22 protein-coding genes and 1 riboswitch are annotated in these 26,509 nt (G+C 73.4%); of the genes, 13 read left to right on the forward strand and 9 right to left on the reverse strand.

Annotated elements, in window-relative coordinates:
• The first annotated feature begins 205 nt into the window (after positions 1–205).
• From AB0C59_RS23185 to AB0C59_RS23195, 3 genes are read left to right on the forward strand one after another with little or no spacing between them, the layout of a single operon-like run.
• On the forward strand, positions 206–1,234 hold the full coding sequence (locus tag AB0C59_RS23185) for a MoxR family ATPase (protein ID WP_363007495.1): 1,029 nt from the start codon (positions 206–208) through the stop codon (positions 1,232–1,234).
• Positions 1,234–2,592, forward strand: a complete 1,359-nt coding sequence (locus tag AB0C59_RS23190; protein WP_363007497.1) for a DUF58 domain-containing protein — start codon at positions 1,234–1,236, stop codon at positions 2,590–2,592. The genes AB0C59_RS23185 and AB0C59_RS23190 overlap by 1 nt, the downstream gene beginning before the upstream one ends.
• Entirely contained in the window at positions 2,589–5,081 is a 2,493-nt protein-coding gene (locus AB0C59_RS23195) for a DUF3488 and transglutaminase-like domain-containing protein (RefSeq protein ID WP_363007499.1), read from the forward strand. The genes AB0C59_RS23190 and AB0C59_RS23195 overlap by 4 nt, the downstream gene beginning before the upstream one ends.
• A 103-nt stretch (positions 5,082–5,184) precedes the next feature.
• Here the strand turns inward: AB0C59_RS23195 and AB0C59_RS23200 are convergent, their stop codons facing one another.
• The 3 genes from AB0C59_RS23200 to AB0C59_RS23210 form a co-directional block, all read right to left on the reverse strand.
• A complete protein-coding gene (locus tag AB0C59_RS23200) occupies positions 5,185–5,577 on the reverse strand; it encodes a DUF3040 domain-containing protein (RefSeq protein WP_363007501.1) in 393 nt (130 codons plus the stop codon).
• A gap of 273 nt (positions 5,578–5,850) precedes the next feature.
• Positions 5,851–6,621, reverse strand: coding sequence for a methyltransferase (locus AB0C59_RS23205; RefSeq protein ID WP_363007503.1), 771 nt, complete (start codon positions 6,619–6,621; stop codon positions 5,851–5,853).
• A gap of 171 nt (positions 6,622–6,792) precedes the next feature.
• The gene (locus AB0C59_RS23210) at positions 6,793–7,275 is read right to left on the reverse strand and encodes an SAV_6107 family HEPN domain-containing protein (protein ID WP_363007505.1); all 483 of its coding nucleotides are present in this window, start codon (positions 7,273–7,275) and stop codon (positions 6,793–6,795) included.
• 205 nt (positions 7,276–7,480) lie between these two features.
• Between AB0C59_RS23210 and AB0C59_RS23215 the strand changes: the two genes are divergently transcribed.
• The 5 genes from AB0C59_RS23215 (at position 7,481) to AB0C59_RS23235 (ending at position 15,573) form a co-directional block, all read left to right on the forward strand.
• Positions 7,481–9,871: an excinuclease ABC subunit UvrA gene (locus tag AB0C59_RS23215; RefSeq protein ID WP_363007507.1), complete on the forward strand. Its 2,391-nt coding sequence runs from the start codon at positions 7,481–7,483 to the stop codon at positions 9,869–9,871.
• A 203-nt stretch (positions 9,872–10,074) separates the two neighbouring features.
• Positions 10,075–10,929: an ATP-binding cassette domain-containing protein gene (locus AB0C59_RS23220; protein ID WP_363007509.1), complete on the forward strand. Its 855-nt coding sequence runs from the start codon at positions 10,075–10,077 to the stop codon at positions 10,927–10,929.
• The gene (locus AB0C59_RS23225; protein WP_363007511.1) at positions 10,901–12,985 is read left to right on the forward strand and encodes a YhgE/Pip domain-containing protein; all 2,085 of its coding nucleotides are present in this window, start codon (positions 10,901–10,903) and stop codon (positions 12,983–12,985) included. Before AB0C59_RS23220 ends, AB0C59_RS23225 begins: the two co-directional genes overlap by 29 nt.
• A gap of 55 nt (positions 12,986–13,040) precedes the next feature.
• Entirely contained in the window at positions 13,041–13,673 is a 633-nt protein-coding gene (locus AB0C59_RS23230) for a TetR/AcrR family transcriptional regulator (protein WP_363007513.1), read from the forward strand.
• 379 nt (positions 13,674–14,052) lie between these two features.
• Positions 14,053–15,573 carry an NAD(P)/FAD-dependent oxidoreductase gene (locus AB0C59_RS23235; RefSeq protein WP_363007515.1) on the forward strand — a complete coding sequence of 507 codons (1,521 nt, stop codon included), beginning with the start codon at positions 14,053–14,055 and terminating at the stop codon, positions 15,571–15,573.
• A gap of 28 nt (positions 15,574–15,601) precedes the next feature.
• On the opposite strand, the gene AB0C59_RS23240 is transcribed toward AB0C59_RS23235, so the two are convergent.
• The 5 genes from AB0C59_RS23240 to AB0C59_RS23260 form a co-directional block, all read right to left on the reverse strand.
• Positions 15,602–16,498 carry a hypothetical protein gene (locus tag AB0C59_RS23240; protein ID WP_363007517.1) on the reverse strand — a complete coding sequence of 299 codons (897 nt, stop codon included), beginning with the start codon at positions 16,496–16,498 and terminating at the stop codon, positions 15,602–15,604.
• Positions 16,499–16,554: 56 nt separating this feature from the next.
• Positions 16,555–17,478, reverse strand: coding sequence for a methylenetetrahydrofolate reductase [NAD(P)H] (metF, locus tag AB0C59_RS23245; protein WP_363007519.1), 924 nt, complete (start codon positions 17,476–17,478; stop codon positions 16,555–16,557).
• A gap of 159 nt (positions 17,479–17,637) precedes the next feature.
• Entirely contained in the window at positions 17,638–18,306 is a 669-nt protein-coding gene (gene thiE / locus AB0C59_RS23250; protein WP_363007521.1) for a thiamine phosphate synthase, read from the reverse strand.
• A gap of 171 nt (positions 18,307–18,477) precedes the next feature.
• Positions 18,478–18,843, reverse strand: coding sequence for an Rv2175c family DNA-binding protein (locus AB0C59_RS23255; RefSeq protein WP_363007523.1), 366 nt, complete (start codon positions 18,841–18,843; stop codon positions 18,478–18,480).
• Positions 18,844–18,949: 106 nt separating this feature from the next.
• A complete protein-coding gene (locus AB0C59_RS23260) occupies positions 18,950–20,218 on the reverse strand; it encodes an FAD-dependent oxidoreductase (RefSeq protein WP_363007525.1) in 1,269 nt (422 codons plus the stop codon).
• A gap of 158 nt (positions 20,219–20,376) precedes the next feature.
• Positions 20,377–20,489: riboswitch (TPP riboswitch) on the forward strand.
• Positions 20,490–20,511: 22 nt separating this feature from the next.
• Here AB0C59_RS23260 and thiO point away from each other — a divergent pair.
• The 5 genes from thiO (at position 20,512) to AB0C59_RS23285 (ending at position 25,758) form a co-directional block, all read left to right on the forward strand.
• The gene (thiO, locus tag AB0C59_RS23265; protein WP_363007619.1) at positions 20,512–21,693 is read left to right on the forward strand and encodes a glycine oxidase ThiO; all 1,182 of its coding nucleotides are present in this window, start codon (positions 20,512–20,514) and stop codon (positions 21,691–21,693) included.
• On the forward strand, positions 21,690–21,890 hold the full coding sequence (gene thiS / locus AB0C59_RS23270) for a sulfur carrier protein ThiS (RefSeq protein WP_363007527.1): 201 nt from the start codon (positions 21,690–21,692) through the stop codon (positions 21,888–21,890). The genes thiO and thiS overlap by 4 nt, the downstream gene beginning before the upstream one ends.
• 6 nt (positions 21,891–21,896) lie before the next feature.
• Positions 21,897–22,691, forward strand: coding sequence for a thiazole synthase (locus AB0C59_RS23275; RefSeq protein ID WP_363007529.1), 795 nt, complete (start codon positions 21,897–21,899; stop codon positions 22,689–22,691).
• 182 nt (positions 22,692–22,873) lie between these two features.
• On the forward strand, positions 22,874–24,808 hold the full coding sequence (pknB, locus tag AB0C59_RS23280) for a Stk1 family PASTA domain-containing Ser/Thr kinase (RefSeq protein ID WP_363007531.1): 1,935 nt from the start codon (positions 22,874–22,876) through the stop codon (positions 24,806–24,808).
• A gap of 47 nt (positions 24,809–24,855) precedes the next feature.
• The gene (locus tag AB0C59_RS23285; RefSeq protein ID WP_363007621.1) at positions 24,856–25,758 is read left to right on the forward strand and encodes a deoxyribonuclease IV; all 903 of its coding nucleotides are present in this window, start codon (positions 24,856–24,858) and stop codon (positions 25,756–25,758) included.
• A gap of 10 nt (positions 25,759–25,768) precedes the next feature.
• On the opposite strand, the gene AB0C59_RS23290 is transcribed toward AB0C59_RS23285, so the two are convergent.
• A complete protein-coding gene (locus tag AB0C59_RS23290) occupies positions 25,769–26,407 on the reverse strand; it encodes a sulfite oxidase-like oxidoreductase (RefSeq protein ID WP_363007533.1) in 639 nt (212 codons plus the stop codon).
• Between the last annotated feature and the right edge of the window lie 102 nt (positions 26,408–26,509).

The raw sequence follows: 26,509 nt of genomic DNA on the forward strand, positions 1-26,509 counted from the left end.
GCGGATCCGGGGGCTCCGGGACGGCCCCGGATCCGACATGTCGGGGCCAGTTATCCACAGGCGAGTGACACGAACCGGTAACGCCCACAAGAATGCGGGGGTGGCGTCACGCGGAACCATCTCCGCGTGGTGTCCGTAATCCGGGGTGGGCCGGTCCGCGTCACAGAGCGACGGCCCAGAGCAATATCGGGCCGAGGAGGGCCGGGTGACGACCTATGACGATCGAGCGAGCCTCAGTGATCTGACCGCCACCGTGGAGCGTGTGCGCAGCTCGGTGGAGGGAGTGATCGAGGGCAAGCCCGAGGTCGTGCGGCTCTCGCTGACCGTACTGCTGGCCGAGGGCCATCTTCTGATCGAGGACGTCCCCGGCGTGGGCAAGACCATGCTCGCCAAGGCGCTGGCGCGCTCCATCGACTGCTCGGTGCGGCGGATCCAGTTCACGCCCGACCTGCTGCCCTCGGACATCACCGGTGTCTCCATCTGGGACCAGCAGCGCCGCGACTTCGAGTTCAAGCCGGGCGCGATCTTCGCCCAGATCGTGATCGGCGACGAGATCAACCGCGCCTCCCCCAAGACCCAGTCCGCGCTGCTGGAGTCGATGGAGGAGCGCCAGGTCACCATGGACGGGCAGACCTACGAACTGCCCAGCCCGTTCATGGTGGTCGCCACCCAGAACCCGGTGGAGATGGAGGGCACCTACCCGCTGCCCGAGGCGCAGCGGGACCGCTTCATGGCCCGCGTCTCCATCGGCTACCCGAGCGCGGACGCCGAGCTGCAGATGCTCGACGTCCACGGCGGGGTGAACCCGCTGGACGACCTCCAACCGGTGGCGCACGCCCACGACATCGTGAAACTGGTGGAAGCCGTCCGCGGCGTCCATGTCGCCGAGTCGGTCCGGCGCTACGCGGTGGACCTGGTCGCCACCACGCGCACCCACCCCGACCTCAGACTCGGCGCCTCGCCGCGCGCCACGCTGCACCTGCTGCGCGCCGCGAAGGCGAACGCCGCGCTCAGTGGCCGGGAGTACGCGCTGCCCGACGACGTCCAGGCCCTCGCCGTGGCGGTGCTGGCCCACCGGCTGCTGCCCACCGCGCAGGCCCAGCTCAACCGGCGCACGGCGGAGCAGGTCGTGGAGGAGATCCTCCAGCACACCCCGGTACCCGCCTCTCCCCAGCAGTCCGGACTCACCGTGGGCCACCGCGGCTTCGGCCAGCAGCCGCCCCGGAGGCTGTGATGGCGCTCGGGGGGAGGGCGCCCGCGGCCGAGGAGGACGAGGGCGGGCTGCGCGCGGCGCTCGCCGGACTCACCACGCGGGGGCGGTCCTTCCTCGCGGCCGGTGTCGCGGCGGCGATCTGCGCCTACGTGCTCGGGCAGAGCGATCTGCTCCGGGTCGGTCTGCTGCTCGCCGTGCTGCCCCTGGTGTGCGTGACGGTCCTGTACCGCACGCGCTACCGGGTGGCGGGCAGCCGCCGCCTCTCCCCCTCCCGGGTGCCCGCGGGTTCCGAGGCCCGCGTCCATCTGCGGATGGACAACGTCTCCCGGCTGCCCACCGGGCTGCTGATGCTCCAGGACCGGGTGCCCTACGTGCTCGGGCCGCGCCCCCGCTTCGTCCTGGACCGGATGGAGGCGGGCGGCCGCCGCGAGGTGTCCTACCGCGTCCGCTCGGACCTGCGCGGCCGCTACCCGCTGGGACCGCTCCAGCTGCGCCTGACCGACCCCTTCGGGATGTGCGAGCTGAGCCGCTCCTTCTCGTCCTACGACACCCTGACGGTCATCCCCCGCGTGGAGCCGCTCCCGGCGGTACGTCTGGCGGGCGAGGCGAAGGGGTACGGCGACGGGCGGCAGCGCTCGCTTGCCCTCGCGGGTGAGGACGACGTCATCCCGCGCGGCTACCGGCACGGCGACGACCTGCGCCGGGTGCACTGGCGCTCCACCGCGCGCTACGGGGAGCTGATGGTGCGCCGCGAGGAGCAGCCGCAGCGGGCGCGGTGCACCGTGCTGCTCGACACCCGGGCCATCGCCTACCGGGGGGCCGGCCCCGACTCCCCCTTCGAATGGGCGGTGGCGGGCGCGGCGTCCACGCTGGTGCACATGCTGGAACGGGGCTTCTCGGTGCGCCTGTTGACCGACACGGGCACCTCCGTGCCGGGCGAGGGGGCGGACGGCTTCGCGGGGTCGAGCCAGGAGTCCGTCGACGCGGCCGGGCTCATGATGGACACGCTCGCCGTGGTCGACCACTCCGAGGGCGGGAGCCTGTCCCGCGCCTACGACGTGCTGCGCGGCGGGAACGAGGGCCTGCTGGTGGCCTTCTTCGGCGACCTCGACGAGGAACAGGCCGCGGTCGCCGCCAAGATGAGCCGGCGCAGCGGCGGCGCGCTCGCCTTCGTGCTCGACAGCGGCACCTGGACCCGCGAGCACGCCGACGCGCCGGGCGCCTCGCACCGGACCGAGGACCGGTTGCGCATGCTGCGCGAGGCCGGCTGGACCGCGCTGGCGGTGCCCCGGGGCGTCCCGCTCGCCGAGCTGTGGCGCCAGGCGGACCGGCAGCACACGACGGCGGGCGCCATGAGCGGTTCGAAGGGGCGGTCATGAGCGGGCGGGCCCGGCTTGCACTGTGCGCGGCGGCGGCGACCCTGATGACGTCGTGCGCGCTGCTGCCGCTGGTCTCCCCGGCCACCTGGATCTTCCAGGTGGTGCTGATCGTCGCGGTGCAGACCGCCGTGGGCACGCTGACCCGGCGGGTGCCGCTCGCGCGCCCGCTGACCATCGCCTGCCAGGCGGCGGTCTCCCTGCTGCTGCTCACGTTGTTCTTCGCCCACGACCAGGCCGTCGCCGGGTTCCTGCCCGGCCCCGACGCCTTCGGCCGGTTCGCCGAGGTGCTGCGGTCGGGCGGGGAGGACGTCGGACGCTACGCGATCCCGGCGCCGCTGTCCCCGGGCATCCGGCTGCTGGTCGTCGGCGGTGTCGTGCTGATCGGACTGCTCGTGGACGCGGTCGCGGTCACGTTCCGCTCGGCGGCCCCCGCCGGGCTGCCACTGCTCGCGCTGTACTCGGTCGCCGCGGGCCTCTCCGCCGGTTCGAACGACTGGCTGTGGTTCGTCGTCGCCACCTGCGGCTACCTGACGCTGCTGCTGGCCGAGGGCCGGGAGCGGCTCTCCCAGTGGGGCCGGGTGTTCAGCGGCGTGGCCCGGGCGCCGGGCGGGGAGCCCTCGGGTGCGGTCGCTCCGGTCCGCACCGGGCGGCGCATCGGCGCGGTCGCGCTGGGCATCGCCCTCGTGGTGCCGCTCGCGCTGCCCACGCTGAACGGCGGGCTGCTGGCCGACGCCGGGGCGGGTGTCGGCGACGGGCTCGGCAACGGCAAGACGATCTCCGCGGTCAACCCCCTGGTGTCGCTGCGCGACAGCCTGAACATCGACCAGGACCGCCAGGTCTTGGTGTACCGCACCAACTCCTCCGACACCCAGGACATGTATCTGCGGATCGTCGCCCTGGACGACTTCGACGGGACCACCTGGAAGCCCGCTCAGCGCCACATCACGGACGTGCCGGACACCCTCCCCGATCCGCCGGGGCTCGCGAGGTCGGTCCGGCGGACCGAGATCGACACCCGGGTCTCGGCGGCCGGCTGGTACGCGCAGGACTGGCTGCCCATGCCGTACCCGGCGACCAGCGTGAAGGTGAGGGGAAACTGGCGGTACGAGCCGGTGGGCCGGACCCTGGTGGGCGACCACGGGCAGACCACACGCGGCCTGCAGTACGAGGTCAGGAGCCTGATCGCGCAGCCGACCGCGGAGCAACTGGCCTCCGCGCACGAGCCGTCCGCCGCCTTCGAGCGCGAGTTCACCAAGGTGCCCGGCTCCCTGCCGGCGGTGGTGGCCGCGACGGCGCGCCAGATCACGGCCGGGGCCACGAACCACTACCAGGAGGCGGTCAAGCTCCAGGAGTGGTTCGCGCTCGACGGCGGCTTCGTCTACGACACGAACGTGCAGGTGGGCACCGGACCCGACGCCATCGCCCGGTTCCTGAAGGACAAGCAGGGCTTCTGCGTGCACTTCTCGTTCGCGATGGCCGCGATGGCGCGGACCCTGGGAATCCCGGCCCGGGTCGCGGTGGGCTTCACCCCGGGGTCCCCGCAGGCGGACGGCTCCATGTCCGTGGGGCTGCGGGACGCGCACGCCTGGCCGGAGCTGTACTTCGAGGGGGTGGGCTGGACCCGCTTCGAGCCGACCCCCAGTCGCGGATCACCCCCCTCGTACACGCAGTCGAACACGCCGACCGGGGAGAACCCCGAGGCACCGCGGCCCTCCACGTCGTCCTCGGTACAGCCGTCCACGGCGCCGTCCGCGAACGCGCAGTGCTCGCTGGCGGAGCGCAAGGAAGGAGCGTGCGCGGGGGTGTCGCCGAGTGCCACGGCGCCGCCGGGCGACGGCGGCCCGCCGTGGTACGACCTCCTCGCGTGGGTGCTGCTCGGCCTGGCCGTGCTCGCGGTGCCGCTGGCGCCGATGCTGTGGCGGCTGCGCAGCCGCTCGGTACGGCTGGGCTCGGAGCACCGGGTCCGGGACACCGGGACGGGCGCGCGGGGGCAGGCGGGCGACGTCGAACCGGCCGCGCCGCCGGGCCGGGAGCCCCCGCCGGTCCGGGACGGCGAGCCGGCCGTGGGACACACCCTGGCGGTGTGGCGCGAGCTCATCGACACGGCGTGGGACCACGGCATCGTGCCGGACGACGCGCTGACCCCGCGCAAAGCCGCCGAGCGGATCGTGCGGCTCGGCCGGCTGGACGAGAGCGCGGCCCAGGCCGTGCACCGGGTCGCCGGGGCCGTGGAACAGGCGCTGTTCTCGGCGCGACCGCGCCCCCCGGCGGGACTGGTGGAGGACGTGCGCGCGGTGCGGTCGGCGCTGCGGTCCACCGCCGACCGGCGGACCCGGGTCCGCGCGGTGGTGGCCCCGCGCTCGGCCATGCGGGCGATATGGGCCGGCGCCGACCGCTGGGCGGCTCTGAAGGCCCGCGGCGCGGCGCGGTGGACGGCCCTGCTGGGCCGCCGCTCCTCCCCGTCCCCGTCCGGCGAGCGGGCCGGCTGAGGGCGTCGTCCGGGAAGTCCCCGCGGGCGCCGGGAACGGTGTGAGGGGGCGGCCACCAGGTGGCCGCCCCCTCACACGTAGCTCTTGTCCTGTCGCCCGAGGGCTACTGACCCTGTTCGTCGCGGCGTCGCTGCCAGCGCTGTTCGATGCGGTTCATCATGGAGCGTCGCTGCCGGATCTGCCGCTGGGACCCCGGGGCGCCGGGGACGCCCTGCTCGCCCGGCTTCGGGACCTTGCGCCAACCGGTCACGACGAGCACCGCGCAGCCCAGCATGACGAGGAAGCCCACCACGCTGATCCAGATCTGCTTGGCGACCACACCGGTCATGAGGAGCGCGATACCCACCAGGAAACCGGCCGCCGCCTGGTAGACCCGTCGCCGGGTGTACGTGCGCAGCCCGCTTCCCTCAAGCGCCGTCGCGAACTTGGGATCTTCGGCGTACAGCGCTCGCTCCATCTGCTCGAGCATTCGCTGCTCGTGCTCCGAGAGCGGCACGGAGTCCTCCTCATCGTGCAGTCGCCGGGGCGACTGGGGGTCCCCTTCAGGATAGGCAGGGAATCGCCCCCTTGAAACCCGCCCCTCACGCCAATTGACCAACCGGAACCGCCACGACGGCCCGGCCCGCTGAGGCTTCCATTCCCCGGCGGCCGACCCGTCATGCCGGGTGGTCTGCTTCGATCATACGGCGCTGACCGCCCGATCGGAGGGCCTGTGGCGTACTCCATCCGCCGCCGAGCCCCTGATCAGCGGGGCGTACCGGCCGTGGGCTCAGGCCCCGGCCGCCGCCCGGGTCTCGCCGAGGACATGGAGCTGGGTGGCCACGGAGTGGAACGCCGGGGACTCCGCCGCGGCGGCCTCCAGCTTGAGCAGCGCCTCCAGGGCGCCGGGCTCGGTGTCCACCAGGACCCCGGGCACCAGGTCCGCGAAGACCCGCACCCCGTGGACGGCGCCGACCCGCAGGCCCGCCTCCTCCACGAGCGCGGTCAGCTGCTCGCCGGTGAAGCGGTGCGGCACGGGGTCGCTCGCGCCCCAGCGGCCGTCCGGGTCCTCCAGCGCCTGCTTGGCCTCCTTGAAGTGCCCGGCCAGCGCCCGGGCGAGCACGGCACCGCCGAGCCCGGCGGCGAGAAGGCTGAGGACGCCCTCGGCCCGCAGGGCGGCGACCACGTTGCGGACGCCCTCGGCGGGGTCGTCCACGTACTCCAGGACGCCGTGGCACAGCACCGCGTCGTACCCGCCGCGCTCGACGACGTCGAAGAGGCCGTGGGCATCGCCCTGGACACCCTTGACACGGTCGGCGACACCGGCCTCCGCGGCCCGGCGCTCCAGCGCGAACAGCGCGTTCGGGCTGGGGTCCACGACCGTGACGCGGTGCCCGAGGCGCGCGACGGGCACCGCGAAGTTGCCGCTTCCGCCTCCGGTGTCCAGGACGTCCAGCACGTCCCGCCCCGTGGCCTTGACGCGGCGGTCGAGGGCGTCCTTGAGGACCTCCCAGACCACGGCGGTACGGAGAGAAGCGCGGGGGCGCATCGGGTCCGACACGGCAGTTGACTCCTCGGCGCGGCACCGCCCGGTGTACGGCGGAGCGATCGGATCGGTCCTGCGGCCCTCGGAACAGGGCGAAGGACTTCAGACGCTCCCACCCTATTGCCTCCGGCACCCTGCCCGACGGCCCGTCCACGACCCGAACGCCACGCCGCGCCCGCGCACCGCTCAGCCCGCGTCCGGCATGTTTCGGGTGCCGTCCGGGTGGGGCCGCGGGAGGACCGGCTGGAGCACCAGCATCCGTTCGACCAGGCGGAGGAACATCGCCGCGTCGCGGAGCAGGTCGTCGGCGTCCCGGGTGCCCGCCGCGTCCCGTATGCCCGCCTCGGCGCGGGCGCGGCGGGCGGCGCCGGAGGCGAACAACGCGCACCACTCGGTGAGTTCGGGAGCTATCTCGGGGACCACGTCCCAGGCGCTGCGGATCCGGGCGCGGCGCCTGCCCGGGGGCTCCGGCCGGCCGCGCGCGGCGAGCACGGCCGCCGCCGTGCGCAGGGCCGCGAGGTGGGCGGTCGCGTAGCGTTCGTGGGGCGCCCCGAGGAGTGCCGCCTCCTGGAGTCCGGCACGCGCCTGGGCGAGCAGGTCCAGGGCGGCGGGCGGGGCCGTGGCCCGGCGCAGCACGGGGTGCACGGCTGCTGTGTGACGGCCGGCCATGACGAACCTCCTGTCGTCTGCGTGACGGCACCGCGGCCGTCTGTGCACATCGTGGGGCACGGCACTGACAATGCGCCGCGACCTGCGCCGATGCCGTCCGGCGCGATCGGTCAGGAACGAAGAAGCGGTGCGCGGCGGGCCTCGTCTAGCCTGACCGCAGGCTCGGCACCGCTCGGCCCGGAGCGGTCACACGGACGGAGACACGATGACCAAGGCCCCGAGGGCCCACGCGCAGTCGCCCGCGTCGCATCCCGCCGACAGTCACGACCTGATCCGTGTGCACGGCGCGCGCGAGAACAACCTCAAGGACGTCAGCGTCGAGATCCCCAAGCGCCGGCTGACGGTGTTCACGGGGGTCTCGGGATCGGGCAAGAGCTCACTGGTGTTCGACACGATCGCCGCGGAGTCGCAGCGGCTGATCAACGAGACGTACAGCGCCTTCGTCCAGGGGTTCATGCCGACCCTCGCGCGGCCCGACGTCGACGTCCTCGACGGGCTGACGACCGCCATCATCGTGGACCAGCAGCGGATGGGGGGCGATCCCCGCTCCACGGTCGGCACCGCCACCGACGCCAACGCGATGCTGCGCATCCTCTTCAGCCGGCTGGGGACTCCGCACCTCGGTTCGCCCCAGGCGTTCTCCTTCAACGTCGCCTCGGTCAGCGGAGCGGGCGCGGTGACCATGGAGCGCGGCGGGCAGACCGTGAAGGAGCGCCGCAGCTTCAGCGTCACCGGCGGCATGTGCCCGCGCTGCGAGGGCCGGGGCTCGGTCACCGACCTGGACCTCACCCAGCTCTACGACGGTTCCAGGTCGCTGTCCGAGGGCGCGCTGACCATTCCCGGCTACAAGCCGGGCGGCTGGAACTACCGCCTCTACAGCGAGTCGGGCCTCGTCGACCCGGACAAGCCGATCAGCCGGTACACCAAGAAGGAGCTGCACGCCTTCCTGCACCACGAGCCGACGCGGATGAAGATCGCGGGCATCAACATGACCTACGAGGGTCTGATCCCGCGGATCCAGAAGTCGATGCTCTCCAAGGACCGGGAGTCGATGCAGCCGCACATCGGCGAGTTCGTGGACCGGGCGGTCACCTTCACCTCGTGCCCGGAGTGCGGGGGCACCCGGCTGAGCGAGGGGGCGCGGTCGTCGAGGATCGAGGGGATCAGCATCGCGGACGCGTGCGCGATGCAGATCAACGATCTGGCGCGGTGGGTGCGCGAGCTCGACGCGCCCTCCGTGGCGCCCCTGCTCGCCGGCCTGCGGGGAACCCTGGACTCGTTCGTGTCGATCGGGCTCGGCTATCTCTCGCTGGACCGGCCCTCGGGCACGCTGTCGGGCGGTGAGGCGCAGCGCGTCAAGATGGTCCGGCATCTGGGCTCCTCGCTGACGGACACCACGTACGTCTTCGACGAGCCCACCACGGGCCTGCACCCGCACGACATCCAGCGGATGAACGAGCTGCTGCTCCGGCTGCGGGACAAGGGCAACACGGTGCTCGTCGTGGAGCACAAGCCGGAGGTGATCGCGATCGCGGACCATGTGGTGGACCTCGGGCCGGGTGCGGGCACGGCGGGCGGCACCGTCTGCTTCGAGGGCACCGTGGCGGGTCTGCGGTCGGGAGGGACGGTCACGGGCCGTCACTTCGGCGACCGGGCCTCGCTGAAGAAGTCGGTGCGCACGCCCACCGGGGCGCTGGAGGTCCGGGGCGCGTCGACGCACAATCTGCGCGGTGTGGACGTGGACATCCCGCTCGGGGTGCTCACCGTGGTCACGGGTGTCGCCGGGTCGGGCAAGAGTTCGCTGGTGCACGGCTCGATCCCCGCGGGGGCGGGTGTGGTGTCGGTCGATCAGGGCGCGATCCGCGGTTCGCGGCGGAGCAACCCGGCGACGTACACGGGGCTGCTCGATCCGATCCGCAAGGCGTTCGCCAAGGCCAATGACGTCAAGCCCGCGTTGTTCAGCGCCAACTCCGAGGGCGCCTGCCCCACGTGCAACGGCGCCGGGGTCGTCTACACCGACCTGGCGATGATGGCCGGTGTCGCCACGACCTGCGAGGAGTGCGAGGGCAGGCGGTTCCAGGCGTCGGTGCTCGACTACCACCTCGGTGGCCGGGACATCAGCGAGGTGCTGGCGATGCCGGTGGCCGAGGCCGAGGAGTTCTTCGCCTCCGGTCCCGCGCACACCCCCGCCGCGCACCGCGTCCTGAGCCGGCTCGCCGACGTCGGTCTGGGGTACCTGACCCTCGGCCAGCCGCTCACCACGCTGTCCGGGGGCGAGCGTCAGCGCCTCAAGCTGGCCACGCACATGGCCGACAAGGGCGGGATCTACGTCCTCGACGAGCCGACCGCGGGCCTGCACCCGGCCGATGTCGAGCAGTTGCTCGGCCTGCTCGACCGCCTGGTGGACGCGGGCAAGTCGGTCATCGTGGTCGAGCACCACCAGGCGGTCATGGCGCACGCCGACTGGATCATCGACCTCGGGCCAGGCGCGGGGCACGACGGGGGCCGGATCGTCTTCGAGGGAACGCCCGCCGAGCTGGTCGCCGCGGGCTCCACCCTGACCGGCGAGCATCTCTCGGACTACGTCGGCGGCTGACCGGGGGCCGGAGGGCGGACCGGACGCGGCGCCAGGGGGCTCACCCGGCGGCGCCGCGTGCCGTGTCGGCGCGTCGAGCCCGGGTACGGGTGCACCCGACCCGTTTTGCTTCGCCCGGGAGTTCGGAGTATTTTTTGAACTGACCAGTCAGTTCAAAGGGCCGCCCGCGCCGGGCGGCCCTGGCACAACAACAAAGGGGGGACATGGACCCGCAGGAGCATGAGGCCCCCGCCGGGGCCGCCGTCAGCGCCGTGGACTTCGGGGTGAAGGGTCCGCGCGGCTGGGCCTTTCGCGGCGTCGGCCTCGACGCGGAACCCGGGTCGCTGATCGCGGTCAGGGGCCCCTCGGGCTCCGGCCGGACCTGTCTGCTGCTCGCCCTCACCGGCCGTATGAAGCCGACCGAGGGGCGCGCCGACATCGGCACCCACCGGCTGCCCAAGGAGATGGCCGCGGTGCGGCGCATCAGCGCGCTCGCACATGTGCCGGGTGTCACCGACCTCGACCCGGCCCTCACCGTCGGCGAGCATCTGCGCGAACGGGCCCTGCTGGAGGCCCGGTTCGGGGACTCCGTGCGGGCGCTGCTGCGGCCGCGGACCGAGCGGACGGCGACGGCCGAGCAGCGCATCGCCACCGCCCTGGCCGCGGCCGGACTCGACGTGGAGACGCTGCCCAAGGGTCCCCGCACCGCGGTGCGCGACCTGGAGCGCCTGGAGGCCCTGCGGCTGTCCGTGGCGCTGGCCCTGATCGGGCGCCCGAGGCTGCTGGGTGTCGACGACACCGACCTCAAGCTCTCGGCCGCCGAACGAGACGCGGTGTGGGACCTGCTGAGGTCCCTCACCGAGAGCGGGACGACGGTCGTCGCGGTGTGCGCGGAGGCGCCCGAGGGCGCGGTCGTGGTGTCGACAGCCCCGGTCGCGGCGTCCGCCACCACGTCCGGCGCCACGCCCCCCGCCGGCCCCGCCGAGCACGCCACCCCCGACGAGCCGTCCGAGGACAAGGACGGCACGGACCACGACAAGGAGACGGCGGATGCGCTCGCCGAAACTGGCCGCGCTTGAGCTCAGGCGCTTCGGCAGGGGGAAACTGCCGCGCGCGGCGCTGGTCGCGCTGCTTCTGCTGCCCCTGCTGTACGGCGCCCTGTACCTGTGGTCGTTCTGGGACCCGTACGGGCGTCTGGACCGCATACCCGTGGCGCTGGTGAACAGCGACAGCGGGTCCACGGTCGCGGGACAGAAGGTCGCCGTGGGCGACGACATCGTCAAGGGGCTGCGCGAGAGCGACACCTTCGAGTGGCACGAGGTGAGTGCCGCCAAGGCCCGGAAGGGTGTCGAGGACGGCACCTACTACCTGTCGCTGACCATGCCGTCGGACTTCAGCAAGCGCATCTCCTCCAGCTCCGGCGACTCGCCCGAGACGGGCGCCCTCCAGGTGCGCACCAACGACGCGAACAACTACATCGTCGGCCAGATCTCCAAGACGGTCTTCGGTGAGGTGCGTTCGGCGGCCTCCGCCAAGGCGTCCCGGTCGTTCCTGGACAAGATCTTCATCTCGTTCTCGGACATCCACGGCAAGACCGCGCAGGCCGCCCAGGGCGCCGACACGCTCACCGACGGGATCGGGAAGGCGGAGAAGGGTTCCCAGGACCTCGCCGAGGGGCTGCGGAAGGCCAAGAAGGGCAGCGGCGACCTGTCGGGCGGCCTGACCAAGCTGCACGACGGCGCGGGCACCCTCCAGGGCGTGGCCCAGCAGGTCGCGGACGGCACCGCGCAACTGGCCGCGCAGGTCAACGGAACGGCCGACGGGGTACGCCCGTACCTGAAGGACAACGGCCAGAAGATCGCGGACACCGCGACCCTGGTGGCCGACTCGGCCGGGGTGATGGACGACCACCTCGACGCGATCGTCACCGCCGCGCCGATCGTCCAGAGCGGCACCAGCGCGGCGTCCGACGCCCTGAACACGATCTACGACAGGCGCTGCGCGAAGGCCCTGCTGCCCGACCCGGCCTGCGACGACCTGAAGAAGGCCAGGGACTCCGCGGCGGACGCGGCGCGCCTGGCCAAGGACGTCAACACCGTGGTGACGGACTACCACGACGACACGACCGCCATGAAGAAGGACATCACGGCGCTCCAGCAGCAGGCCCGTGCGCTCGCCAAGGCGGCGCCGCACCTGTCCGGCGACCTGGACGCCGCGGTCGCCAGGATCAACCTGCTGAACAAGGGCGCCACCGCGGTCGCCCAGGGCGTCCAGAAGATCAACACCGGTCTCGGCAGCGCCTACTCGGGAGCGGCCGCCCTGGACAGCGGCGTCGACCGGCTGCACACGGGGGCGATCGACCTCAACGGCGGCATGTACAAGCTCGGCGACGGCTCCGGCAAGCTCGCCGACGGACTGCACAGCGGCGCCAAGAAGATCCCCGACTACGACAAGGCCCAGCGCGACCTGCGCACCGACGTCATGTCGGACCCCGTGCAGCTCGCCTCCAGGGACCTGCACAAGGCGCCCAACTACGGCACCGGGTTCGCCCCGTACTTCATACCGCTGTCCCTGTGGGTGGGCGCGATGGTGGCCTACATGCTGATCCCGCCGCTGAACAGGCGCGCGCTGGCCGCCGGGGCATCGCCCCTGCGGGCGGCTCTGGCCGGCTGGCTGCCGGTGGCCGCGGTGGGTGTGCTGCAGACGTCCGCCCTGATGGCGGTGCTGCACTGGGCGATCGGACTGCGGATGGAGCACGCGGCGGGGACGATCGGGTTCCTGTTCCTCGTGGCGGCGTGCTTCGGGGCCATCGTGCAGTGGCTCAACGCGCGCTTCGGGGCCGCGGGCCGGATCCTCGTGCTCGCCCTGCTGATGCTCCAGCTGACGTCCGCGGGCGGCACCTACCCCGTGCAGACCAGTCCGGGCTTCTTCAACGCCATCCACCCCTACCTGCCGATGAGCTACGTCATCGAGGCCCTGCGCAGGCTCATCACCGGGGGCGGCCTGGGCCCGGTGTGGCAGGCGTGCGCCGTGCTGGTGGCGTTCACCGCGGGCGCCCTCGCGCTGACCACCCTGTCGGCTCGCGCCAGGCAGGTGTGGACGCTGGACCGGCTGCATCCGGAGCTGAGCCTGTGAGCGCCGTACAAGCCCTGCGCCCCCGGGCGAGGAGGATCCTGTGAGAATCAACGCCATGGAACGCAGCAGCGCCGCTCCGAGCGGCGGCTCCAGCCGCCGCGAGGCGACCCGGCAGAAGCTCTACGAGGCGGCCGTCACCCTGATCGCGGAGCAGGGCTTCTCCGCCACCACCGTCGACGAGATCGCCGAGCGGGCCGGGGTCGCCAAGGGCACGGTCTACTACAACTTCGCCAGCAAGTCCGTCCTGTTCGAGGAGCTGCTGCGGCACGGCGTGGGCCTGCTCACCGCCTCCCTCAAGGACGCCGCCGAGGACATCGACCGGGCAGGCGGCACCAAGGTGGACGCCCTGGACGCGATGATCCGGGCCGGTCTCGGCTTCATCGCGCGCTACCCCGCCTTCACCCAGCTGTACGTGGCCGAGCTGTGGCGCACCAACCGCGCCTGGCAGTCCACGCTGATGGTGATGCGGCAGCAGGTCGTCGCGGCCATCGAGGACGTCCTGCGGGACGGGGTGGCGAACGGCGAGTTCAGCGACGAGATCGACGTCCAGCTGACGGCCGCCGCGCTGGTCGGCATGGTCCTGGTGGCGGCACTCGACTGGCAGTCCTTCCAGCCGGAGCGCTCCCTGGACGACGTCCACTCGGCGCTGTCGCGCCTGCTCCAGGGACGGGTGAGCGGCAGCCGCTGACACACCGGGCACCTCGGCACCCGCCGACGGCCCGGACGAGAGCGCCGGACCGGCGACCGCGTCACCGCGGTCCGCCCGGTCCGGCGCTTCGCCGTACTCCCCCGAGTCGCCCCCGTGCTCCCCGGTGTCGCCCCCCGGCGAGGGGGCCGGCACCGTTCCGCCGCCCCGTGTCGGCGGTCCGGGGCCGTGCCCTTTCCGTGCCCCCCCCACTCTCCCGCTCTCCCCGAGAGGGACCCATCCGCGCGGATACTCATCTCATCGGCTGAGTACGGGTACTCAGTCCCGCGCCACCGTCCGGCGCGCGCCCCGACCGCCGGGGAAACGAGCTGGTCAGGGCCCCGTGGACGGATTGTCGGTGACGGCCGATAAGGTCACTGGCATGGCACGGATTGCGGTGATCGGCGCCGGGATGGGCGCGATGGCGGCCGCCGCCCGGCTGGCCGTCGCGGGCCACCGGGTGGTGGTGTTCGAACGGGCGGAGACCTACGGCGGCTCGGTGCGCCGTTTCACGCGCGACGGCTTCTCCTTCGACACGGGGCCCGCGCTGCTGACCCTGCCCGCGGTCTACCGCGACCTGTTCGTCAAGACCGGCAAGGAGCCGCTGGAGGCGTGCGTCGAGCTGGTCCAGGTCGACCCCTCGACACGGCACGTGTTCGCGGACGGCACCGAGGTGTCGCTGCCCAACGCGTCCCGGGCAGGCGTGGTCTCCGCTCTGGACGCGGCGCTCGGCGCGGGCATGGGCGAGCGCTGGGGCGACTTCCTGGTGCGGGCCCGTGAGGCCTGGGACCGCACGCGCAGACCGCTGCTGGAGGAGCCGCTGTGGGCCGACTGGCAGGTGCTCGCCGAGCGCGAGCCGTATCCGGCGGTGCCGCACAAGAGGCTGCTGCGCACCCGGCGCGCCGGCACCCTCGCCGAGATCGGCGCCTGGGAGCTGCGTGAGCCCCGGCTCGCGGCCCTGCTGGAGAGCCACGCCCTGGCGTACGGCCTCGACCCGCGGACCGTGCCCGCGAGCGCGGCCGTGCTGCCGTACATGGAGCACGCCTTCGGGACCTGGTACGTGCGCGGCGGCGTGCGGGAGCTGGCGCGCGCCGTGTACGAGCGGTGCCTGGCCCGGAAGGTGGAGTTCGTCTTCGGCGCGGAGGTCACCGGGATCGTCGAGCGGGACGGCCGGGCCGCCGGGGTCGAGGTGAGCTGGGGCGATGCCGGAGCGGCCCGGGTGGTTCAGGCCGACCATGTCGTGGCCGGGGTCGCGCCCGGTGTGCTGGACCGGCTGCTGCCGCCGGGTCGGGAGGCGCGCGCGGACGGTGAGGTCCCGGCGCGGCCCGGGCCGACCGGCCGGCTGACGGTGCTGCTGGCCCTGCGCGGCGGACGGCCGGCGGACGCCGCGCACCGCACGGTGGTCCACACGACGGACCGGCAGGGCGAACTGGACCGCGTCTTCGGCGCCCACGGCGCGTCCGCCGGGGCCCAGGCGGCGCCGACGGTGACCGTGACCCGGCCCGGCGATCCCTCGCTGGTGCCCGACGCCGAGCACGAGGCCCTCACGCTGACGGTCACGGTGCCCGCGGGGTCCGACGGCCCGCGGCCGGAGGTGGGCCGGCTGCTCGCCGCGGCGGAGCAGGCGGTGCCGGGGCTGGGTTCACGGGTGCTGTGGCACGAGGTGCGGGGGCCGGGCGAGATCGCCGCGGACACCGGGGCCGAGGGCGGCGCGGTGCCCGCGCCGGCGCTGGCGGCGGGCGGGGGGCGGTGGCTTCAGCCCTCCAACAGCACGGGGATGCCCGGGGTGTTCACGGTGGGCGGCTGGTCCCATCCCGGGGGCGGGCTCGCCCACGCCGGGATGTCGGGCGCGCTGGTCGCGGGACTGATCGTGGAGGGGCCCGGCTTCCGGGGGTCCCAGTAGCCCCCGGGCGCCCCCGGCGCGTGTCCGCTCAGAAGCGGTACTGCTCGTCGAACCCGTGGCCCTGCTGCCGCGGGGTGTCGCCCTGGTAGGGGTACTGCTGCTCGGGCGGGAGTTCGCCGGTCAGGGCGTCCTCGGTGCCGCGCTGCTGGGGGACCCAGACGCCGGCCGCCGGGGTCTCGCCGTAGGTGCCGGTGGGGTACTGGTCCTGGCCGTAGCCCTGCTGGGCGTACTGCTGCTGGCCGCCGTAGGAGGGGTCGTAGGTGCCGGTGCCGTAGTGGTACTGGTCGGAGTAACCCGCGTAGCTCTGCTGCTGGCCGGTGTCGTAGCCGTACTGCTGCTGGTCGTATCCGGTGTAGCCGTCGTACGCGTACGCCTGGTCGGCCTGCTGCTGCTGGCCGGACTGATCGGCATGGCCGGCCTGGCCGGTGTAGACGCCGTAGGAACCCGTGTCCTCGGGCAGGGGCTGGGGCTCGTACACGGCCGTCGTCTCGGCGGCGGTCCGGTCGGACTGGTCCTGGTGCTGCTGCGGGGTGAAGACGTCGTCCGCCTCGTCGTCGTACACGTCGTCCTGGCGGTAGGCCGCCTCCGGCACCGGCTCGGGGGCGGTCTTCTCCGCCTTCTCGCGCGCCGGCTCGCCCCGCCGGCGCTTGCTGCCGCCGCCTTGCTCGCGGCGGTTGCCGACCGCCCAGCCGGCCGCGAAGCCGCGCCGGAACGACAGCGTGACGAAGGTCTGCCCGACCGTGAACGCGGCGGCGCCCAGCGCGATGACCAGCACCGAGTGGAGCAGCACACCGAGCACGACGCCGAGGAACCCGGCGAAGGCGACCAGCCGCCAGCGCAGACGCGCCTTGTACTGCAGCAGCACCTCGCCGAGCAGCCAGAGCGCGACGATGCCGAACGCGATGTAGAGGACCGTCAAGCCCATGTACGCCCCTCTCCCAGTGGCCGCTACGCAGTGTGTCGTATGCCGGTGCGGCCGGTCTAGGCCCGCTGCGGGTGGTGCAGGCCCAGGTTCTCGTAGATTTCCAGCGTCGCCGTGGAGTTGTTGAGTGTAATGAAGTGCAGTCCGGGAACACCCTCGGCCAGCAGCCTCGCGCAGAACTCGGTGGCGAACTCGATCCCGGTCGAGCGTACAGCCGCCGGATCCCCTCCGACGGCGAGGAGCCGGTCCCGCAGTCGTCCGGGCAGCACCGCGTTGCTCAGCTGCGGAAGCCGCTCCAGCATGCGCACGCTGGTGACGGGCATGACCTCCGGGATGATGGGCGTCGAACAGCCCGCGGCGACGGCCTTGTCCCGCAGCCGCAGATACGACTCGGGCTGGAAGAACATCTGGGTGATCGCGTAGTCGGCGCCGGCCCGGCACTTGTCGACGAAGTGGGCGACGTCGGTGTCCCAGCTCTCGGAGCGCGGATGCATCTCGGGGAACGCGGCGACGCCCACGCAGAAGTCCCCGGCCTCCTTGATGAGGCGCACGAGTTCGGCCGCGTAGGTCAGTCCGCGGGGGTGGGCGACCCAGTCGCCCATCGGGTCGCCGGGCGGGTCGCCGCGCACGGCGAGCATGTTGCGGATCCCCGCGTCGGCGTACTGGCCGATGATGTTGCGCAGTTCGGCGATGGAGTGGTTGACCGCGGTGAGGTGGGCGACGGGGGTGAGCGTGGTGTCGGCGACGATCTGCTCGGTCTCCTTGACCGTGCCCGCGCGGGTCGAGCCGCCCGCTCCGTAGGTGACGGACACGAAGTCCGGGGCGACCGCCTCGACCCTCCTGAGCGCGCTCCACAGGTTCCGTTCCCCCTTGGGGGTCTTCGGTGCCGAGAACTCGAACGAGTACGTCGTCTTGCCTGTGGCCAGGATGTCGCGCACGGTGCGTGCGCGGTCCGACCTGGTGGATGCGGTTCCGAGGGCCATAGTCGCAGGTTAGCCAGGGGGCGGCGGTCGCCCAACCGGATGCGGGAAAATTGCCCGGATTGTCGACTTGTTGTCCACCTGTCGGACACCTGGCGGTCCCGGAGGCCGCCGACCGCTCCCGGGGCCTGGCGACCTCTCGGCCTCTCGGCCTCTCGCCGATCAGCGCGGGCCGGAGCCCGCGGCGGCGCGCAGCCGCTTCGCGAACTCGGCCGCCGCGGCCCCGGGGTCGTCCGCCTCCGTGATCGCCCGCACGACGACCACCCGCCGCGCTCCGGCGTCGAGGACCTCGTCCAGGTTGGCGAGGTCGATGCCGCCGATCGCGAACCAGGGGCGCTCGCCGGCGAGGGCGGCGGTGTGGCGGACCAGGTCGAGGCCGGGGGCCGGGCGGCCGGGCTTGGTGGGGGTGGGCCAGCAGGGGCCGGTGCAGAAGTAGTCCACGCCGTCCTGGACGGCCGCGGCCTCGGCCTCGGCCGCGGAGTGGGTGGAGCGGCCTATGAGGACGTCGTCGCCGAGGACGGCGCGCGCCGCGGGCACGGGGAGGTCGCCCTGGCCGAGGTGGAGGACGTCGGAGCCGGCGGCGTGGGCGACGTCCGCGCGGTCGTTGACCGCGAGCAGCTTGCCGTGGTGGGCGCAGGCGTCGGCGAGGACCTGGAGGTGCGCCAGCTCCTCGGCCGCCTCCAGGCCCTTGTCGCGCAGCTGCACGATGTCGACTCCGCCGGCGAGGACCGCGTCGAGGAAGTCGGCGAGGTCGCCCTGCCGGGTGCGGGCGTCCGTGCACAGATAGACGCGGGCGTCGGCGAGCCGGGCGGTGCGGGCGGTGTCGGGCACGGTGGGTTCCCTCGGGGGGTCGGTGGCGTACGGGCCGCGGGGTGCGGCCGTGGCGGCCGTGTGCGACCACGGCGGCGGCCCGTACGCCGGACTGTCGTTCTCTCGCTCTGTCGCTCTGTCGAGCGGACCCGGCCCGGTCGGGCCGGGTCGGATCACCTCGGGTCGGATCGGTCAGACGGCGAGCGCCTGCGCGCGGCGCTTCACCTCCGTGCCGCGATTCTCAGCGAGAGCCTGCGCGGGGGTGCCGGGCAGGCTCGGGTCGGGGGTGAAGAGCCACTCGATCATCTCTTCGTCCGTGAAGCCGTCGTCCCGCAGGAGCGTCAGGGTGCCGGACAGGCCCTTGACGACCTTGTCCCCGTCGACGAAGGCGGCGGGGACGTGCAGCGCGCGGTTCTCACCTCGGCGTACGGCGATGAGCTGGCCGTCCTTGACCAGCTGCCGCACACGCGTCACCTCGACGCCGAACGCTTCGGCGATGTCGGGGAGGGTGAGCCAGGCGGGGACGAGAGCATCGATCTTTACGTCAATCTCGGTCACAGGATCAAGCCTGCCATCTGGGACCGACAGTCGGAAGCGGGGCACCTGCTCAGGGGGCCCGGTTGCCCCCGCCGGGGGACGCCGTGTCACCCGTCCTCACCCAGGGTCACGAAGGGGAGGTCGCCACGGCGGACTTCAGCGGGCGTGAGGCGTCCGCCAGCAGCTCCCGGTCCATGGGGGTGCCCGCCTCGATCAGCCGGCGGCCCTGGGCCAGGTCGCGGGGGCGCCCCACCGCGAGCAGGGCCACCAGGCGGCCCGCCCGCAGCCAGCACACCGACCAGGCCGCGCTGTCCGGGTCCCCGCGCCACACCGTCGCGTCGGCGGCGGCGTGGTGCCCCACGTACTGGACGAACCGGCCGAACTGCTCCGACCAGAAGTACGGCACCGGGTCGTACGCCACCAGGGCCTCGCCGGCGATGTTCGCGGCCACCGTGCGCGGGCCCTGCAGGGCGTTGTCCCAGTGGTGGACGAGCAGCCGCGCCTCGTAGCGTCCCGACGGGAAGGACGCGCAGTCACCGACCGCGTACACGTCGGGGGCGCTGGTGCGCAGGTGCTCGTCGGCCAGCACCTCGCCGTGGTCGCCGAGCTCGATGCCCGAACCGGCCAGCCAGGCGGTGGCGGGGCGGGCCCCGATGCCCACGACGATCGCGCCCGCCGGGACCCGGGTGCCGTCGTCGAGCACCACCGCGCCGGGCTCGACACGCTCCACGCGCGCGTTCACCCGCAGCTCGGCGCCGCTCTCGGCGTACCAGCCGGTCATGGGCGCGGCCACCTCCTCGGGCAGCGCGCCCGCCAGCGGCCGGTCCGCGGCCTCCACGACGGTCACCGCGCAGCCCGCCTCGCGCGCGGCGGTGGCGAACTCGGCGCCGATCCAACCGGCGCCCACGACGACGATGTCGTGCTGCTCGGCGAGGATCGGCCGCAGCCGCTCCGCGTCGTCCAGGGTGCGCAGCAGGTGCACACCGGGCACGCCCTCGGTGTCCGGGAGCCGGATCGGCTCGGCGCCCGTCGCCAGGACCAGGGCGTCGTAGGGCACGGGCCCGTTCTCGGTGTCCAGCTCGTGGTCGGCCAGGCGCACCCCGAGGACCTCGCAGCCGAGCCTCAGTTCGATGTCGAGGGACTCGAAGTCGACGTCGAAGGCGGATCCCTCGGCCTTGCCGAGCAGCACGGCCTTGGACAGGGGCGGCCTGTCGTAGGGCTGGTGCGGCTCCGCGCCGATCAGCGTCACCCCGCCTCTGAAGCCCTGCTCCCGCAGGGCGACGGCGGTCTGCACCCCCGCCATGCCCGCGCCCGCGATGACGACCCGCCGCGCCCTGTCGCCGCCCGCCGCACCGTCCTGTGCCGCCTCGCCCCGGTCCCGCGTCTGCTCGCTCACCTGATCACCATAGACAACTGACGAAGAGTCAGTCAGGGGGCGTGCTGCGTGACCTGTTGCACAACGCCCCGCCCGCCGCGCGTCCGCGGCCCGCGGACGGCGTGACGCCGGTGGAGGCTCCCTTACCGGCGTCAGGGGCACGGATTAGGGTGGGGACCTAGAGCACTCGCGGGAGCCCGGGGCGTACCGGGCTGAGAGGGAGGCTGGCGGCCTCCGACCGTACGAACCTGATCCGGGTCATGCCGGCGAAGGGAGGGGGCTGGACGCCCATGTCAGCCATGTCAGCCGCACAGATGTCCGCAACCCGTACCCCGGACGTCCTCGTCGTCGGGGGCGGGATCATCGGGCTCGTCACCGCCTGGCGGGCGGCCCTGCGCGGGCTCGCCACCATCGTGGTGGACCCGGAGCCGGGCGGCGGGGCGGCCCGGGTGGCCGCCGGGATGCTCGCCGCCGTCACCGAACTGCACTACGGCGAGCAGACCCTGCTCGGCCTCAACCTGGAGTCCGCGCGCCGCTACCCGGACTTCGCCGCCGAGCTGACCGAGGCCACCGGCCAGGACCTCGGCTACCGCCGGTGCGGCACGCTGGCCGTCGCCCTGGACACCGACGACCGCGCCCATCTGCGGGAGCTGCACGCGCTCCAGCAGCGCTCGGGCCTGGAGTCCCAGTGGCTGACCGGGCGGGAGTGCCGCCGTCTGGAGCCGATGCTCGCGCCGGGTGTACGCGGCGGGCTGCGGGTCGACGGCGACCACCAGATCGATCCGCGCCGGCTGGCCTCGGCCCTGGTCACGGCGTGCGAGCGGGCCGGCGTCGTCCTCCACCGCGCCTGGGCCGAGCGGCTCGAGGTGCGCGGTGGCCGGGCCACCGGGGTGCGCACCGCCGACGGCACCGTCCTCGCGGCCGGTCAGGTCGTGCTGGCGGGAGGCAGCCACAGCGGGCGGCTCGCGGGCGTCCCCGACGAGATCGTGCCGCCCGTGCGCCCGGTGAAGGGGCAGGTGCTGCGGCTGACGGTGCCACGGGCGTACGCGCCGTTCCTGAGCCGCACGGTGCGCGCCGTCGTCCGGGGCAGCCAGGTCTATCTGGTGCCGCGCGAGAACGGTGAGCTGGTCGTCGGGGCCACCACCGAGGAGATGGGCTGGGACACGACGGTCACCGCGGGCGGCGTCTACGAGCTGCTGCGGGACGCGCACGAGCTGGTCCCGGGCCTCACCGAGCTGCCGCTGACCGAGACCCGCGCCGGGCTGCGCCCCGGCTCCCCCGACAACGCCCCGCTGCTCGGCCCCACCGGCCTGGACGGCCTGCTGGTGGCCACCGGGCACCACCGCAACGGCGTACTGCTCACCCCGGTCACCGGCGACGTCATGGCGCACGTCCTGACCACCGGGGAACTTCCCGGGCACGCGCTCCCCTTCACCCCGCGGCGGTTCTGTGCCGCCGCGCCACCGCACACCACGCTCACGGAGCAGCCCGCATGAACATCTCGGTCAACGGCGAGCCCCGCCAGGTGGCTCCCGGCATCGCGCTCGGCACCGTCGTCGCGACCCTCACCGCGGCCCACTCCGGTGTGGCCGCCGCCCTCAACGAGACCGTCGTCCCCCGCGGGCAGTGGCCCTCGACCGCCCTCCGCGAGGGCGACCGGGTCGAGGTCCTCACCGCCGTCCAGGGAGGCTGAGCCACCATGGCCGACGACCCCCTCGTCCTCGCCGGCACGACCTTCTCGTCCCGGCTGATCATGGGCACCGGCGGCGCCCCCAGCCTCGACGTGCTGGAGCGGGCCCTGGTGGCGTCCGGCACCGAGCTGACCACGGTCGCGATGCGGCGCGTGGACGCCACGGTGCACGGCTCGGTCCTGTCCGTGCTGGACAGGCTGGGCATCAGGGTGCTGCCCAACACGGCGGGCTGCTTCACCGCCGGCGAGGCCGTGCTCACCGCCCGCCTCGCGCGCGAGGCGCTCGGCACGGACCTCGTCAAGCTGGAGGTCATCGCGGACGAGCGGACCCTGCTGCCCGACCCGATCGAGGTGCTGGAGGCGGCCGAGACACTGGTGGACGACGGGTTCACCGTGCTGCCGTACACCAACGACGACCCGGTCCTCGCCCGGAAGCTGGAGGACGTCGGCTGCGCGGCGATCATGCCGCTCGGTTCCCCGATCGGCTCCGGGCTCGGCATCCGCAATCCGCACAACTTCCAGTTGATCGTGGAGCACGCGCGCGTGCCGGTCATCCTGGACGCGGGCGCGGGCACGGCGTCGGACGCGGCCCTGGCGATGGAGCTGGGCTGCGCCGGTGTGATGCTCGCCTCGGCGGTGACCCGGGCGCAGGAGCCGGTGCTCATGGCGGAGGCGATGCGGCACGCGGTGGAGGCGGGACGGCTCGCCCGGCGGGCCGGGCGCATCCCGCGCCGGCACTTCGCCGAGGCCTCGTCGCCGACCGAGGGCATCGCCCGGCTGGACCCGGAACGGCCCGCCTTCTGAGGCCGCCGGACCCGGGCGCTGCCGCCGGCGCCGGAGCGGCGGCGCTCCGCGGGCCTCGTCTACCCCGCCCCGCGGCTCATGAACACCTGTGCGGACGCGGTGTGCGTCACAGGACAGCTTCAGTCCGCTCCGCTGGAGCAGTATCGGACGGGCCTGTCGGCGTCCCCTCGTAGACTCGCAGGGTGGACACGACCCTCAAGGACCCTCTCGTCGGGCAAGTGCTCGACGGCCGCTACCGCGTCGATGCGCGTATCGCCGTCGGTGGGATGGCCACGGTCTACCAGGCCGTGGACACCCGCCTCGACCGCGTCCTGGCGCTCAAGGTGATGCACCCGGCGCTGGCCGCCGACGGCACGTTCGTCAACCGCTTCATACGCGAGGCCAAGTCGGTCGCCCGCCTGGCCCACCCCAACGTGGTGCAGGTCTTCGACCAGGGCACCGACGGGTCGTACGTGTATCTCGCCATGGAGTACGTCGCCGGGTGCACCCTGCGCGACGTGCTGCGCGAGCGCGGGGCGCTCCAGCCGCGCGCCGCCCTGGACATCCTGGAACCGGTACTGGCCGCCCTCGGGGCCGCCCACCGCGCCGGGTTCGTGCACCGCGACATGAAGCCGGAGAACGTCCTCATAGGCGACGACGGCCGGGTCAAGGTCGCCGACTTCGGTCTCGTCCGGGCCGTGAACACCGTGACGAGCACCACGGGTGACGTGCTCGGCACCGTCTCCTACCTCGCGCCGGAGCAGATCGAGAACGGCACGGCCGACCCCCGGGTCGACGTGTACGCGTGCGGCGTGGTCCTCCACGAGATGCTCACCGGCGCCAAGCCGCACCGGGGGGACTCCCCCGCCCAGGTGCTCTACCGGCACCTGAACGAGGACGTGCCGCCCCCGTCGGCCGCGGTGCCGGGGCTGGCCGTGGAGCTGGACGAGCTGGTGGCGTCGGCCGCCGCGCGCTCCCCCCGGCTGCGCCCGGACGACGCGGTGGCCCTGCTCGGCCAGGTGCTCCAGGTCCGCAACGCGCTCACCGCGGAGGAGTTGGACGCCGTGCCGCCGGCCGCGATCGAGACGGACGGCGGCGGCGAGGACCGCACCACGGTGATCCCGCGCACCTCCTCCGCGGTCGGCGCGGAGGCGGAGCGTGAGGCGGAGCTGCATCGGACGACCCGGCTGGAGATGCCCGCGCCCGGGCCCGCCGAGCCCACCGGGCGCCTCCGCGCGCGCCGGCGCAACGCGCCCCGGCGGAACCTGCTGGCGCTGGTCGTCGCCGTCCTGCTGGTGCTCGGGGTGGGCGCCGGTGTCTGGTACATCAACTCGGGCCAGTTCACCAAGGTGCCGCCGCTCCTGGCCAAGACCGAGGCCGAGGCCAGGACCCGGCTGAAGCAGGCCGGGCTCCAGGTCAAGACGGTCCGGCACAGCTACAGCGACACGGTCGCGCGGGGCACCGTCATCAGCACGGACCCGGTGACGGGGGCGCGGATCCGCTCCAACGACGCGGTGACGCTGACCCTCTCCGACGGTCCCCGCACGGTCGCGGTGCCCGATCTGAAGGGCTTCCCGCTGGACAAGGCGCAGGACGAGCTGAAGAAGCGCGGCCTGGCCGCGGGCATGGTGACCCAGGCCTTCAGCGCGGACGTGCCCAAGGGCTCCGTGATCGGGACGCAACCGGGCGCGGGCATCAAGCGCCACGGCGGCTCCGCGATCGCGCTCGTCGTCAGCAAGGGCGCCCCGGTGGACGTACCCGACGTCACGGGCGACTCGGTGGACGACGCCACGGCGGAACTCCAGGACGCGGGCCTGAAGGTGCGGATCTCCCCCACCCGGGTCAACGCGGACGTCGAGGCGGGGCAGGTCGCCCAGCAGTCGCCGCAGGACGGCAGGCAGGCCGCCGAGGGCGACACGATCACGCTGACGCTCTCCAAGGGTCCCGAGATGATCCCGGTGCCGGACGTGGTCGGCGACAGCGTCGACGACGCCACGAAGGCCCTCCAGGACGCGGGCTTCCAGGTCGACGAGGACCGTGGGCTGCTGGGGCTGTTCGGCGACACGGTCAAGGACCAGTCGGTGAAGGGCGGCGACAAGGCGCCGAAGGGGTCCACGGTCACGATCAAGATCCGGTGACCGCCCGACGGGGCGCTTCGGGGGCATGCCACCCTGGTGAGGTGAGCATTCCGTACGCCCCGTCCTCCCCCGCCTCCCCGCCGGCGGGCCCCGGCCCGGCCCGCAATCCCGTGGGCGGCCATGTCCCGGTCGCCGGTGGGCTGCACTCCGTGGGGCTGGCCTACGCGCGCGATCTGTCGGCCGAGGCCGTCCAGGTCTTCGTCGCCAATCCACGCGGCTGGGCGACGCCCACGGGCAGCGCCCGCCAGGACGAGGAGTTCCGGGCCGCGTGTGCCGCGGCGTCGATCCCGGCGTATGTGCACGCGCCGTACCTGATCAACTTCGGTTCGCACACCGAGGCGACCGTGGAGCGGTCCGTCGAGTCCCTGCGGCACTCGCTGCGCCGCGGCCGCGAGATCGGCGCGCGGGGAGTCGTGGTGCACACGGGCAGCGCCACCGGCGGCCGCGAGCGGTCCGTCGCGCTGCGGCAGGTGCGCGAGCGGCTGCTGCCCCTGCTGGACGAGCTGACGCACGACGACCCGTTCCTGCTGTTGGAGTCGACCGCGGGCCAGGGCTCCTCCCTGTGCTCACGCACCTGGGACTACGGGCCCTACTTCGAGGCCCTCGACGCGCATCCCCGGCTCGGTGTCTGCCTCGACACCTGCCATGTCTTCGCCGCCGGGCACGACCTGACCGGGCCGCACGGCATGCACCAGACCCTGGACCTGCTGGTGGGCACCGTCGGCGAGGGCCGGCTGAAGCTGATCCACGCGAACGACTCGCAGGACGTGGCCGGAGCGCACAAGGACCGCCACGCCAACATCGGCTCCGGTCATATAGGCGAGGACCCGTTCCGCGCGCTGATGACCCACCCGGCCACCGAGGGCGTACCCCTGATCATCGAGACGCCCGGCGGCAGGGAGGGGCACGCGGCGGACGTGGAGCGGTTGAAGAAGCTGCGGGACGGGTGAGGGGCGGCCGTCAGAGTTCGGGGCCGTCCCCGGGCTCCTCCTGGTAGGAGTAGCGCTGTTCCTTCCAGGGGTCGCCGAGGTTGTGGTAGCCGCGCTCCTCCCAGAAGCCCCGGCGGTCGGCGGTCATGTACTCGACGCCGCGCACCCATTTGGGGCCCTTCCAGGCGTACAGGTGCGGGACGACCAGGCGCAGCGGGAAGCCGTGTTCGGCGGTGAGCAGCTCACCGTCCTTGTGGGTGGCGAAGATGGTGCGGTCGGAGGCGAAGTCGTCCAGGCGCAGATTGGAGCTGAAGCCGTACTCCGCCCAGACCATGACATGGGTGACGGTGGGCGCGGGCGGGGCTATCTCGAGGATCGTGCGGGCCGGGATGCCGCCCCATTCGGCCCCGACCATGCTGAACTTCGTGACGCAGTGCAGATCGGCCACGACGCTCGCGTAGGGCAGGGCCGTGAAGTCCTCGTGGTTCCAGCAGTGCTTCCCGCCGTCCGCGGTGACGCCGAACACCCTGAACTCCCAGCGCTCGGGACGGAACTTGGGTACGGGGCCGTAGTGCGTGACGGGCCAGCCCCGCTGCAGTCGCTGTCCCGGCGGAAGCTCGGACCGTCCCGCTTCTCCTTGTCCAGACGCGCGCTCCACCGGGTGACCCATGACTCCATCCTGACAGACCAGGCCGAGTGCACCCGACCAGCCCGGACCCGAACCAGACATATCCCATTAAGCGTGAACTTACTGGACGCTACCCGGTGCCGG

The sequence above is a fragment of the Streptomyces sp. NPDC048664 genome (assembly GCF_040650555.1).
Classification (GTDB): domain Bacteria; phylum Actinomycetota; class Actinomycetes; order Streptomycetales; family Streptomycetaceae; genus Streptomyces.